This is a genomic window from Candidatus Eremiobacteraceae bacterium (genome assembly GCA_035314825.1).
Taxonomy (GTDB): Bacteria; Vulcanimicrobiota; Vulcanimicrobiia; order Eremiobacterales; family Eremiobacteraceae; genus JAFAHD01.
In genome coordinates, this window is sequence record DATFYX010000009.1 from 1 (window position 1) to 13,267 (window position 13,267).

The 13,267-nt window shown below is 64.4% G+C and carries 10 protein-coding genes; 8 read left to right on the forward strand and 2 right to left on the reverse strand.

From position 1 onward, the window contains the following. From VKF82_02370 to VKF82_02400, 7 genes are all read left to right on the forward strand, one after another. A partial coding sequence (locus VKF82_02370) for a multicopper oxidase domain-containing protein (protein ID HME80899.1) occupies positions 1-1,140 on the forward strand: 1,140 nt, incomplete at its 5' end. Positions 1,141-1,279: 139 nt separating this feature from the next. Further along, a complete protein-coding gene (locus VKF82_02375) occupies positions 1,280-2,800 on the forward strand; it encodes an arylsulfatase (protein ID HME80900.1) in 1,521 nt (506 codons plus the stop codon). Between the two features lie 205 nt (positions 2,801-3,005). Further along, complete coding sequence (locus VKF82_02380) at positions 3,006-3,419, forward strand: TlpA disulfide reductase family protein (protein ID HME80901.1); 414 nt, start codon at positions 3,006-3,008, stop codon at positions 3,417-3,419. 53 nt (positions 3,420-3,472) lie between these two features. Further along, entirely contained in the window at positions 3,473-5,365 is a 1,893-nt protein-coding gene (locus VKF82_02385) for a M48 family metallopeptidase (GenBank protein HME80902.1), read from the forward strand. 70 nt (positions 5,366-5,435) lie between these two features. Further along, entirely contained in the window at positions 5,436-7,040 is a 1,605-nt protein-coding gene (locus tag VKF82_02390) for a hypothetical protein (protein ID HME80903.1), read from the forward strand. Continuing rightward, positions 7,037-7,861, forward strand: a complete 825-nt coding sequence (locus VKF82_02395) for a hypothetical protein (GenBank protein ID HME80904.1) — start codon at positions 7,037-7,039, stop codon at positions 7,859-7,861. The genes VKF82_02390 and VKF82_02395 overlap by 4 nt, the downstream gene beginning before the upstream one ends. Next, entirely contained in the window at positions 7,858-9,168 is a 1,311-nt protein-coding gene (locus tag VKF82_02400) for a tetratricopeptide repeat protein (protein ID HME80905.1), read from the forward strand. Before VKF82_02395 ends, VKF82_02400 begins: the two co-directional genes overlap by 4 nt. A 9-nt stretch (positions 9,169-9,177) precedes the next feature. Here VKF82_02400 and VKF82_02405 read toward each other — a convergent pair whose 3' ends face one another. Next, entirely contained in the window at positions 9,178-10,383 is a 1,206-nt protein-coding gene (locus tag VKF82_02405; protein ID HME80906.1) for an MFS transporter, read from the reverse strand. Positions 10,384-10,458: 75 nt separating this feature from the next. On the opposite strand from VKF82_02405, the gene VKF82_02410 reads away from it, so the two are divergent. Beyond that, the gene (locus tag VKF82_02410; protein ID HME80907.1) at positions 10,459-11,868 is read left to right on the forward strand and encodes a glycoside hydrolase family 125 protein; all 1,410 of its coding nucleotides are present in this window, start codon (positions 10,459-10,461) and stop codon (positions 11,866-11,868) included. 53 nt (positions 11,869-11,921) lie between these two features. On the opposite strand, the gene VKF82_02415 is transcribed toward VKF82_02410, so the two are convergent. After that, entirely contained in the window at positions 11,922-13,115 is a 1,194-nt protein-coding gene (locus tag VKF82_02415) for a glycine C-acetyltransferase (protein ID HME80908.1), read from the reverse strand. Positions 13,116-13,267: the final 152 nt, after the last annotated feature.

Sequence of the window (13,267 nt, forward strand, 5' to 3'; positions counted from 1 at the left end):
ATCAGCGGCACCGAGTTCCACACCATGCACACGCACGGCCATCACTTCCAGGTCGTAGCGGTGGACGGCCAGCCGGTGGCACCCGCCTCACGTCAGATGATGGACACGATCACGCTCGGTCCCGGCGAGACGCGCGATATCGAGTTCGTCGCCGATGCGCAACCCGGCACCTGGATGTTCCATTGCCACGTCGCCGACCACATGATGAACGGCGATCGCGGGCCCGGCGGCTTGATATCCGCCATCCAGTACGAAGGCGCGCCCGATCGCTTCGCTTCGATGGCCGCGCAAGACTCGATGGCCATGGCACCTGCCAATGGCTCCGGCTCGAGCGGCCCGAAGATGACGCAGACCGAAACGCTCATCCTCGGCGCGATCGCCGGTTTCACGATCTTCTTAGGCCTGCCGTTCGCGACCATGCGCCGCGTGCCGCGCAGTTGGATCGCATTCCTCAACGCGATCGCCATCGGCGTGCTGTTCTTCTTGTTGTTCGACATCTTGCGCCAGGCCGGCGAGCCGATCGCAGACGCGCTTGGAAAATGGCAGCAAGGCCTAGGCGGCGCACCATTTTTCTGGCTCACGGGCGTCTTCGTCGTAGGCCTGAGCGTAGGTCTGCTCGGACTCGTCTACGTTTCGCGCATCGTGCTAGCAAAGCAGCGCGCAGCCGTCGCAGAGGGCATGCTCAGCCCAATGGCGCTGGCCACCACGATCGCGCTCGGCATCGGCCTGCACAACTTCAGCGAAGGATTGGCGATCGGACAATCGGCCGCGACCGGGGCGATCGAACTAGCGGTGCTGCTCATCATCGGCTTCGGTCTGCACAACATGACTGAGGGTTTCGGGATCGCAGCACCGCTGGTCGGTTCCGAGGTCAATGTCGGCGCACGTGAGATACTCATGCTCGGTCTGATCGGTGGTGGGCCGACGTTTCTCGGCACGCTGGTCGGCTATCACTTCGTGTCGCCGACGCTCTCGGTGCTGTTCCTCACGCTCGCGGCCGGCGCGATCATCTACGTGATCGGCGAGATGACCAAAGCGGGCGGACGCATCGGCCACAAGGAGCTTGCAACGGCTGGGATTCTGCTGGGGTTCTTGCTCGGTTTTGGCACGGATCTCATACTCACAGCAGCCGGCGCCTGAATCCCGCGTTCGCGGATGCCAAGTAGTACCTACGAAGAGTTCAGCCATTGCGGCATAGCAGGCTCTTTCCGGCGGGGAGCGTCAGCCATTGAGCGAACGGGTGTGACCCCAGTTCACGCTTAGCGCCCAGGAGGACAACATGGCGAAGGATGCCCCGAATATCGTATTCATCATGGCCGACGACATCGGTTGGTTCAACCTTGGTTGTTATCACCAAGGCATGATGGCGTCGCGGACGCCGAACCTCGACAAGATCGCGGCCGAAGGAATCCGATTCACAGACTACTACGCAGAGGCGAGCTGCACCGCAGGTCGCGCCAACTTCATCACTGGCCAGCTTCCGATCCGCACCGGTCTGACGACTGTCGGACAGGCGGGTGCCAAGGTCGGCATGCCCGACGAAGCGCCGACGATCGCCACCGCGCTCAAGTCGATGGGCTACGCCACCGGCCAGTTCGGCAAGAACCACCTCGGCGACTTGAACCAATATCTGCCGACCGTTCACGGCTTCGATGAGTTCTTCGGCTATCTGTATCACCTCGACGCGATGGAAGACCCGTCGCACCCGAACTACCCGCAGAATCTCAAGGACAAGATCGGCCCGCGCAACATGGTGCACACCTGGGCCACCGACAAAGACGACGCGACGGTCGACCCGCGCTGGGGCAAAGTCGGCAAGCAGAAGATCGAGGATGCGGGCACGCTGTATCCGGAGCGCATGGAGACCGTTGACGACGAGATCCAAGCAGCAGCCTTCAAGTTCATCGACGGCGCGAAGGCGGCGGGCAAGCCGTTCTTCTGCTGGTTGAACCCGACGCGCATGCACGTCGTGACCCATCTCTCACCCAAGTACCAGGCGCTGCGCAACTCGGAGAACGGCTGGTCCGAATCCGAGGCCGGCATGGCGCAGCTCGACGACATCGTCGGCTCGGTCATGAAGAAGCTCAAGGATGACGGGCTCGATCAGAACACGATCGTCGTGTTCACGACCGATAACGGCACCGAGAACTTCACCTGGCCGGATGGCGGCCAAACGCCGTTCGCCGGTGGCAAGGGCACCGTCCTCGAGGGCGGTTTCCGCTCGCCGTGCGTCGCGCGCTGGCCGGGCAAAATACCGGCCGGCAAGGTCGAGAACGGGATCTTCTCAGGTCTTGACTGGTTCCCGACCCTCGTCGCCGCTGCCGGCAATCCGAACATCGTCGACGAGCTCAAGAAAGGCAAACAGCTCGGCGACCGCACGTACAAGGTCCATCTGGATGGTTACGACCAGACGAACGTGATCACCGGAAAAGGCCCGTCGAACCGCCACGAGATCTTCTACTTCGCTGAAGGGACGCTCGGTGCGGTCCGCGTCAACGATTACAAGTATCGGTTCATCGATCAGCCGAACGGCTGGCTCGGCGGGACCGTGAAAGTGGACTGGCCGATTCTGTGCAACCTGCGGTTGGATCCATTCGAACGCACGGGCCTAAGTGGATCCCTCGCCTTCTACAACTGGTTCGCGTATCAATTCTGGCGCTTCGTCCTGGTGCAAGAAGTCGTCGCCAAGGGAGCCCAGAGCTTCATCGATTTCCCGCCGATGCAAAAGGGCGCATCGTTCAACATGGAAGCGGTGAAGGCGCAAGTCGAAAAAGCGATCGCGGGCCACGCGGGATCGTAACAAAAACCTCGATTCCGACACTACAGGGGCGTCCGGCAACGGACGCCCCCCTTTTTTGATAAAGGCAAGAACGCGCCCGCCCGCGCAAGAAGAACCCGCCATGCGATCCAGTTCTATCTTCTTACTAGTGGCGGTTCTGATGCTCGCCGCCGGGTGCTCCGCAAAGCAGCCAGGCGCTCACGGCGCCCAACCGAGCCGCGGGGTAATGATTGGCCAGCCAGCTCCGGCGATCGCGCTCAAAGACATCGACGGCAAGCCGGTCACGCTCGCGCAATACCGCGGCAAGCCTGTGTTCATCAACACGTTCGCGACCTGGTGCCCGCCTTGCAAACAGGAGTTGCCCGACATCGTCAAAGCCTACCCGCAATACAAAGACAAAGTGGTCTTCCTGGGCATCGACGAGCAAGAAGACGCCGAGCTGGTCATCCCGTTCCTGAAACGCTTTGGGATCACGTATCAGGTGGCGCTCGACCCCGGCAGCTTCGCAGATACGTATGAGGTCAGCTCTCTGCCTGCCAGCTTTTTCATCGATACGAACGGCGTCGTCCAGAAAGTGTACCGCGGCTTCATGACCCCGGCGGCGTTCAAGGATAACATCGCCACGATTTACAAATCCTAACCAAGAAATATATGGAGCGGTCGAATTCATTCGACCGCGCACCAAGGTAACGCATGCGCTCACTTGCCGCCGTAGTGCTCACCGCACTCATGCTCAACGCCGCCGCGCCCGTGCCCGCGCGGGCCATGAGCACGGCGACCGAGGTCTCCAAAGGCGCGGCGATCTCCAAAGAGGTCGACCGACAGAGCCTGCTCGTCGACGACCCGTTTCTCACCAACTGGGTCACCGGCATCGGCAATAATCTGGCCAAGTATCGCGCGCGCGAAGACATCAATTACACGTTCAGCATCATCAATTCCGACGAGATCAATGCGTTCTCTCTGCCGGGCGGCTTCGTGCACGTCGACATGGGGCTGCTCAACGCCGTCTCCTCCGACGACGAGCTGGCCGGCGTGATGGCGCACGAGATAGGCCATGTGGAACGGCGCCACGCGATCACGATGGAGGAGAAGGCCCAAGCCCTCGGCGTCCTCATCGGCGTGCTGTCGATCCTCTCGCCGATCGCTTCGATCTTCAGCGGCTACGGCGGCGACCTCGCGATGACCAAGTTCTCGCGCGAAGACGAGCTGCAGGCCGACCAGTACGGACTGCAGCTCATGTCGCGCGCCGGTTACGACCCCCAGTCGATGGTAGACTTCATGGACTCGCTGCGCAAGATGTCCGAACAGCCCGAGAGCAAAGCCGATAAGGCGTTCCTGGACCACCCGGTGCCCAGCGACCGCATCGCGCACCTCGAAGGCTACGGGCCGCTCGACAATCCCACCGCCGCGCAGATCACGGCCGACGCGATCCACGATGAGAGCGAAGGCCGCTACTCGTATTCTGCGGATCGTTTCCAACAGGCGCTGCACGCGCAGCCCACCGACACGCTCGCCTCCGAGCACCTGGCCGCGGTGCAGGTCGCGCTCAAAGACACGTGGCCGCATCCCGCGCCCGGCACCCAGTACCAGTTCGCGTTCGAGCTCGATCCCGCCGGACGCGCGTCGACCGCCGCCGAGATCCAGCAGGCGCTGAGCATCACTCGAAACGACGTGGCGCTGGCCCGCGAGCAGGAGAAATGGGGCATTCGCGATGCCGAGTCGCTCAGCACGCAATTGCACTCCTTGTCCGGCGGCGTGCCCAACCTCGGCCAGCCCAAGACCCCGAATAACAACCTTGCCGTCGCGATCGGCGCGCTCGACCGCATGGTCATCGACATCAACGGATCCCTCGGCCTGACCGGCGACGTCATGTCCAGCGCACCCGGCCTCATCAACGACAACCAGGCGATGCTCGGTGATATGGGCCAACGGCTGCTCGACAGCTCGCAGACGCCGCAAACGGTGATCGCGCACTACCCTGCGATCGCGCAAGGGTTGACGACGTCATCGGATGAGCTGGTGCGCTCGATCGACCGCGCGCGCGCCGCGGTGACCGCCGCCACCGACAGCGTCAACGCGCTCAAGGATTACTTCGTGGTGCTCGACACGATCGACACCACCTCGGGTGACATCAAACCGGCAGACATGCCCAGAGTCCAGGCCGCGCTTGCCAAAGCGCAAGCCAGCTGGGACCAGGTCGAAGCCATGGCGCTGCAAGCGGATGATGAGGTCTACGCGGCGCAGAGCCGCTGGCTCTCGGCGCACATCACGATGCTCGATCTGACCTCGACGTCGGACCGTTACGGCGACTTCCGCAAAGCGATGGCCTATCGCTTTCCGGGCGTGAACACGCCGGACTATAGCGCGGTCATGCGCAGTGGCCTGACCCCGGGCGACATCAGCTGCCTGGCGTGGCTATCGTTTGAGACCAAGCAGCCGGTCGACCAGCTGGTTTCGCAGGCGCAAGACAGCGGCGAGAGCTGCGAGGACATGGCGCTGGCCCGCGGGCTGCTCACGGAGTCGATGGAGATCGCGCAGGGCTTGATGTATCAGGACTACATCGACCGCCCCCACAAGGCGAAATGATCCGTTTCATGCGCCCAGACGTTACCGACTCGAAGCACTGATCTAGGCTCTTCGAGGGAGGTCCGCAGACGTGCGGCGTGTTCTTGCAGTGGTCATGTCGGCGGCGGCACTTCTCCTGAGCGCACCGGCGAGCGCGCACCCGCTGGGCAACTTCACCATCAACCATCTTGTGAAGGCCGCGATCACTCCCGATCGGCTGCGCGTCAAGTACGTGCTCGATATCGCCGAGATCCCGACGTTCCAGATCATGCGCGAACGCGGCATCGAAGGACCGGACCAAGCGGCACTGCTCGACCGCTGGGCGACCGATGAAATCGCCGTCGTCAGTGCTGGGCTGACGGTTACTCTCGACGGTGCGCCGCTACAACTCATCCCATCGAGCGCGCGCGCTTCGACCCGCCCCGGTGCCGGCGGACTGCCCACGCTGTATTGGGTCGGCGAATTCTCCGCGCCGCTGCCGGCGGCGCATGCAGATCGGACGCTGACGATCGCCGACGCGGTCTATCGAGGGCGCATCGGTTGGAAAGACATCGTCGTCGTTCCCGACCGCGAGCCGACGGACGAGCTGAGATCCTACCCGAACGCGCTGCTCGGCTCGCCGCGCGAGATCAATGGTGTCAGCCTGAGACTCGCCGCTGACGGCCGAGTGCTCGCGCGCACGAATTCGTCAAGCGCGCAAGCGGCGCCGGCGGGCTCGACCTCGCAGATCCGTTCGAACGCGTTGTCGGACTTGCTGGCCGAGGGCGCGGCGAGTCCGTGGCTTGTGCTGCTTACACTGCTCACGGCCATCGGCCTCGGCGCACTGCACGCCCTCGAGCCGGGTCACGGCAAGACGCTGCTCGCTGTTTCGCTGGTCGGCGCACGCGCGACCGCGCAACAGGCGCTGATCCTCGCCGTCGGTCTGACCTTCGCGCACACGGCGGGCGTCCTCGCGCTCGGACTGCTCATGCTTGCCGCCGCGCAGTGGATCGTGCCCGAGAACATCTACCCGTGGATCACGCTTGCGTCGGGTGCGATGGTCGCCGTCCTCGGGGCGAATGCGCTGTCGCGCATCATCAAGATCCGCCGCGGCGACGCCCACGCGCACGTGCACCCTCACCACCACGAGGGCGACGTGGAGCGGTCGAACGGGAGCGGTATGGAGCGGTCGAATTCATTCGACCGCCACGGCCACGCCCACGATCATAGCCACAGCCACGTTCCGCCCGGAACAGCGCCGCTCTCGTTTCGCAGCGTCGTCCTGGTCGCGATGAGCGGCAACATCGCGCCGTGTCCGGCAGCGCTCGTCGTGCTGCTCGCCGCGCTCAGCTTGCATCAACTCGGCTATGGACTGCTCGTGATCGTCGCCTTCAGCGTCGGCCTCGCCGGCGTGCTCACGGGTCTCGGCATCGCGCTCGTCCATGGCGCTTCATGGCTCTCGAAGCGGCCCGCGCTCGAGACGTTCGTGCGCTACGGTCCGCTTGTCTCCGCTACGGTCATCGCGCTCATCGGCGCCGCCATGCTCGGACAGGGCGCCGCGGCTTCGACCCTGCACGCGCCCGCCATTCTCGTGAGCGCACTGGTGGGCAGCGCGATCGCCGGCTACGCCTTCTCGCCGGGTCACGTGCACGAGCCCGAACACGATCAGATGCATGCAGGCGCATCAGCTCACGCCCTCCAAGCTGAGGCGCCATGATCGGCCACGTCGACCCGACGCTGTCGCTCAGCGCCATCGCGTATACCGTCTTCGTGCTCGGACTGCGCCACGGTGCAGACCCCGACCACCTTGCTGCGATCGACAACCTCACGCGCAACAGCCTTGGCGCCAAGGAACGTTTGAGCCGTTTCGTCGGCACGCTGTTCGCAGGCGGCCATTCGGTCATGGTGCTGGCGATCGCCGCGCTGGCCGGCCTTCTTGGCAGCCGCCTCGCGGTGCACGGCGCGCTATTGGAGACGATCGGCACCTGGGTGAGCATCGCGACGCTGCTGAGCCTTGCCGCGCTGAACATCCGCCAGCTCTCGCTCAATCGCGCCGGTTCGATCGGCGGAGTCAAGAACGCGCTCTTGCCGAAATCGCTGCGCGTCGCCACCAGCCCGCTGGCCGCGATCCCGATCGGTCTGCTCTTCGGGCTTGGTTTCGACACATCGAGCCAGGTGGCGACGTTCGCGCTCGCTCTCACCGCCGGCGGCGGCATCGTGTTGGGCTTGATCATCGGCTTCGTGTTCTCGCTGGGCATGTCGGTGACGGATACGCTCGACAGCCTTCTCGTCCACCGGTTGTGTACGCGCCAACCGCTCGAGCTCGTGCGTGCGACGCGCGTGTGGATCATCGCGGTCACCGCGCTTGCGATCGCCGTCGGATTCTACGAACTGGCGCAAGCGCTCGGTTGGCATTCTCCGGTCTCGGATCTGACGGTGAGCGCGACGCTCGTCGGGGCGCTGCTGCTCGTCTTCGCGTGGACGTTCACCTGGACCGCGGGCGAGGGCACGCCGTCTCCAACCAGCCAACTCTCATGAAGGTCCGTGCGCTCGGCGCCGTCGCCGCGCTGGCGCTGCTCGCGATCGCAGCCTGGCCGGCCTACATCGCCACGCAGAGCAAAGCGTTGGCCGCTGCGCCCTCACCCGCGCCGGTCACGCCTGACTATCTGCACCGGAACGCGATCGTGGCGGTGTTCGAGGGCGACGTGCGCAAGAATCCCGATCAGCTCATCACGCGCATGCTCGCTTCGCAATACCTCATGCGCTACCGCGAGACCGGCGACGTCGGCGACCTCGTTCGCGCGGAGCACATGGCAAAGCGCTCGCTGCAGTACCAGCGTCGTTACAATGTCAACGCGGACATGGCGCTGGCATCGGCGCTGCTCTCCTTGCACCGGTTCAAAGGCGCGCTCGCCTACGCGCAAGACGCGGGCGCGGTCGAACCATGGAACGGCGGAGCGCTCGCGCAGGTCGCAAGCATCGATCTAGAGCTGGGCCGCTACGACGATGCACGGCGGTCGTTGCGTGCGGTACCGGCAAGTCCGGAAGACGACGTCGCGGTCGACACCGCGCAGGCGCGCTACCAAGAGCTGACGGGAGACATCGCGCAAGCGCGCCGCTCGCTGCAGCGTGCGATGAACTCGGTGGACGGCGTGGTGGACACCCCGGCCGAGGCGCGCGCCTGGTACCACTTCCGGGATGGCGAATTGGCGTGGGAAGCCGGCGATCTCGCCGGCGCACAACGCCGTTTCGAGGAAGCGCTCGCGATCTTCCCCGATTATCCGCGCGCCTACAACGGGTTGGCCCGCCTCTATTGGGGGCAGAAACGCTGGCGCGAGGCGCTTGATGCCGCGACGCGCGCGTCTGACCAGATACCGCTTCCTGAGACGCTCGGCTATAAGGCCGACGCGCAGCGAGCTCTCGGCGATGAACGCGGGGCGCAGGTGACGCAGGATACGATCGTCGCGATCGAACGGATCGGCAACGCCCAGCGCATCAACGACCGCGCGCTTGCGGTCTACTACGCAGAGCACGGAGTCCGGCTGGCCGACGCGATCGCGATCGCGCAGCGCGACGTCGCGTTGCGCGACGATGTGTTCGCCGAGGACACGCTGGCTTGGGCGCTCGCGTGCAGCGGTCGATGGCATGAGGCACAAGCGCACGCGCGCAAAGCCGTCGCGCTCGACACGCCGGATGCGCGCCTGCAGTATCACGCCGGCGTCATCGCCTGGCACAACGGCGACATGGCAGAAGCCAGGCGCCGTCTGACGAGCGCGCTCGGGTTAAACCCGCAGTTCCACCCGCTCTACGCGGACGACGCCCGCCGCCTCCTGCAGCAAATGTAGCGGTCGAATTTATTCGACCGCAGGCGCGGTTTCAACCGCGACGTTGTCCGCCGCGTCGCTCTCGCGCTGCTCCTTGCGCTGCAGCCGCAGGCCGAGCGCCAGCGCGACCGCCGCCCAGAACGCGGACGGCGTACCCGCCCACGCGGGCCCGAACGCACCGAGCACGCCGGTCGAGACGGGCGGCATGAGCACGCCCGAGAGATTGTCGAGCGCCGAGCTGACGCCCAAGATCGTGCCGCGCTGATTCTCCGGGGTTCGATCGGTCAGCAACGCCGTCAAGCTCGGGCGCGCGATCGACATGCCGAAGGCGAACAGAAACATCGTCGGCAGCAGGGTCAACACGTTATGGATGAAGGGCACGAGCAAGAAGCCGACAAGCAGCGCCAAGATGCCGATGTTCGACGTCCGGCGCGCGCCAAAGCGCGCGTTCGTGCCGCCCACCGCCGTGACTTGCAGCACGACGCTGACCACTCCGAAGGCGGCGAAGAAATAGCTGCTGTCCGATCCCGAAAACCCGAGCGCCTCCTTGAGCAGCAGCGTGAACACGCCGAACCAGGCGTACAGCGCCAGTGAGAACGCCCAGATCTGCACCAAGATGGGCGCAAGGACCCGGTCGGTGAGCGACGTCCAGATGTCGGCGAACGTGGCGACGTGCGAGCGCTCTTCGTGACTGGTCGACTCCGGCAGCATGAAGATCGTCAACAGCAGGGTGACGAGTTGGATCGCCGCGGCCGTCAAGAAGGGAGCCGAAAAGCCGTAGCGCGAGAGCAAGAAGCCGCCCAAAGCCGGTCCGAACACGATGCCGGCGGAGAACGCAGCGCCGACGTACCCGAACGCCCGCGCCCGATCCTTGGGCTCGACGAGATCCGCGACATAGGCCTGCGTCACGCTGATGTTGCCGCCGGATATGCCCTCGACGATGCGTGCGATGAACACCAAGCCGAGAGTGTTCGCGAACGCCAGCATCGCCCAGCCAATGGTCGCGCCGATCTGACTGATGATGAGCACCTTCTTGCGCCCGAAGCGGTCGCTGACGTTGCCCCAGATGGGACCCCCGATGAACTGGCACGCTGCGAACGTCGAGAATAGCAGCCCGACCGTCAGATCGGAGGCGCCGAAATGCTTGACGAAGTACGGCAGGATCGGGATCAGGATCGAGAAGCCGAGGATGTCGACGAATGTGATGCCGAGGATTGGAAAAATGCGGGCGACCATCGCGCACCCCTTCGAGTCGGCGGCGGGTGATGACCTCCGGCGGAATCGCGCTGGGGTGTTGCGAACGAGCGGGACGTGACGTTGTTACACCGCCAGGCGTGTGCGCTCGTGATCTCGCTCGCGGTGCTTTCGTCGCCGTCGCGCGCGTTCGGTGCGGACGGCCCGGCGGTGCAATTCATCATCATCCCGTCGTCGGCGATCAACCCGGATACGATCGTGATCCCGGCCTCGAACGTGTTCCAAACGCTCACCGCCGATTTCTTCCGGGAAGACGACGGTACGGAGTACGTGCAGACCGGCGACATCCCGGCCATGTGGCTGCGAGATTCTTCCGCCCAGACCAAACCCTACGTCCGTTTCACGGCAGAGCATCCCGAGGCTGCACCGCTGGTTCGTGCGGTCATCGAGCGCAACGCCAAGAACGTGCTCACCGACCCGTACGCCAACGCGTTCACCGCGGGCTACAAGGTCTGGGAGGAGAAATGGGAGGTCGACTCGCTCGCCTACCCGATCACGCTGGCGTACACGTACTGGCGGCGCACCGGCGACCGGGCGCTCTTCACGCAGCGCTTGCACTGGGCATGGCAGCATACCATCAGCACGCTCACGTGCGAGCAGCATCATGCGACCTGCTCGCATTACCGATCGCGCTACTTGATGAGCGGCCGAGGATCGGACTTCGCCTACACGGGCATGATCTGGTCGGCGTTCCGGCCGTCTGACGACCCGGTCAGGTACTCCTACAACGTTCCACAGAACATGTTCGTGGTGGTCGCGCTGCGCGAGCTGACGGAGATGGCGCTATCGGGCTATGGCGACGCGAGATTGGCGACGCAAGCGTCGAGGCTCGCAGACGAGGTGGATAGCGGCATCCAGCGCTATGGGGCGGTCTATGATATGGATTTCGGCTGGGTCTACGCATACGAAGTGGATGGAATGGGCCACACGCTGCTCATGGACGACGCCAACGTGCCGAATCTGATCGGGGCGACCTACTACGGGTACGTCGCCCCGGGCAGCCAGATCTACGCGAACACGCGCCGGCTGGCGCTTTCGCCGGCCAATCCGTACTACTATAGCGGCAAGTACGCGACCGGTCTTGGCAGCCCCCATACGCCGACCGGCTGGGTCTGGCCATTGGGATTGATCGTACGCGGGGTCACCAGCGATTCCCCAGCCGACACGCTGTCATCGATCCGCGTCGTGACGTCGACCATGCACGGCGAAGCGCTTTTTCACGAGAGTTTTGACCCGGACAATCCCGAGCGGTTCACGCGCACATCCTTCGGCTGGGCAGAAGCGGCGTTTGCAGAGTTGATCTTCCGCAGCGCCGCGGGTTTCGATCCCGATCCGCTGCCGGCACCCGTCGCCGAACTAGGCTACCAGAACGACATCCAACGTACGCCGCTCGTGGTCGCGCCCCCGCAGCTGTGGCTCAATCAGGATACGTGCTTCAATGCGGTGACCCGCCTGCTCCAAGAATAGAACCCAGAACGGAGCGCTCCCCACTCAATGGAGCGGTCGAATTTATACGACCGCTACTTGATCAAACCGAGGTCGCGGCCGACGCGTCCGAAGGCCGCCAGCGCACGATCGAGATGCTCGCGCTCGAGCGCGGCGCTCATCTGCACGCGGATGCGCGCCGTCCCCTCGGGCACGACCGGGTAGCCGAAACCTGTGACGAACACGCCTTCCGCGAGCAACTGATCGCTCATCTTGATCGCGAACGCGGTCTGGCCGACGATGATCGGGATTATCGCGCTGTCGCCCTCGAGCGGTTTGTATCCCAGACGCGTCAAGCCGGCGCGGAAATAGGCGATGTTCTCGCGCAGCTTCCCGATCAGCTCGGGATGCGCATCCAATTCCTCGATCGCCGCGAGCGCGCTGCACGCCACAGTCGCCGGCAGCGCGTTTGAGAACAGCTGCGGCCGGGATTTCTGTATCAACGTTTCGATCAGCTCGTTCGATCCGGCGACGAAGCCGCCCGCCGCACCGCCGAGCGCTTTGCCCAGCGTGCCGGTGATGATGTCGATCTGGCCGGTCAATCCGAAGTGCTCGATCGTGCCGCGGCCGGTGCGTCCCATGACGCCGGTACCGTGGCTGTCGTCCACGATCGTCACCGCGTTGTAGCGCTTGGCAAGCGCCACGATCTCAGGCAGCTTGGCAAGGTCCCCTTCCATCGAGAAGACGCCGTCGCTGATGATGAACTTGATCACGTCGGGCGGCAAGTTCGCGAGCTTGGCCTCGAGATCTGCCATGTCGGCGTGCTTGTAGCGCAACCGCTGTGCTTGCGTGGCCATGCGGCAGCCGTCGATGATGGACGCGTGATTCAGCTCGTCCGACACGATCGCCGTGCCTTCGACCGCGATCGTGGGGATCAGTCCGGTATTGGCCGCCCAGCACGAGACATACGTGAGCGAGTTCTCGGTCCCCAAGAAACGCGCGATGCGCTCTTCGAGGCGCTTGTGGATGTCCAACGTGCCGCAGATGAAGCGCACGCTGGCGGTGCCGGCTCCGTAGTGCCGTAAGCCCTCGATGCCCGCTTCGACGACGCGCGGATTGTCGGCCAAGCCCAGATAGTTGTTGCTCGACAGCACGATCGCGTCGCCGGCTTCCGTCATGTGCACCATCGCGGCCATCGGCGTCGTGATATGGCGCAGATGCTTGAACGTGCCGGCCTCGCGCAAGCCGTCGAGATCGGTCTTGAGCTTGCGGTTGAAGACCTGGTTCACGGACTCGTGGCCCCGGCCACGTCCATGACGATCTTCACGGCAGAGCCCGCCTTCAACATCGCGAAGCATTCTTCGAAACGTTCGAGGGGCAGCACGTGCGTGATGATCGGCGCCAAGTCGATGCGTTTGCTCTTGACCAGCGCCTGCATCTG

Excerpts from the sequence above, each read along its gene's own strand:
- VKF82_02375 (HME80900.1), top strand. The coding sequence starts at position 1,280 with ATGGCGAAGGATGCCCCGAATATCGTATTCATCATGGCCGACGACATC.
- VKF82_02395 (HME80904.1), top strand. The coding sequence starts at position 7,037 with ATGATCGGCCACGTCGACCCGACGCTGTCGCTCAGCGCCATCGCGTAT.
- VKF82_02380 (HME80901.1), top strand. The coding sequence starts at position 3,006 with ATGATTGGCCAGCCAGCTCCGGCGATCGCGCTCAAAGACATCGACGGC.
- VKF82_02385 (HME80902.1), top strand. The coding sequence starts at position 3,473 with ATGCGCTCACTTGCCGCCGTAGTGCTCACCGCACTCATGCTCAACGCC.
- VKF82_02405 (HME80906.1), bottom strand. The coding sequence starts at position 10,383 with ATGGTCGCCCGCATTTTTCCAATCCTCGGCATCACATTCGTCGACATC.
- VKF82_02400 (HME80905.1), top strand. The coding sequence starts at position 7,858 with ATGAAGGTCCGTGCGCTCGGCGCCGTCGCCGCGCTGGCGCTGCTCGCG.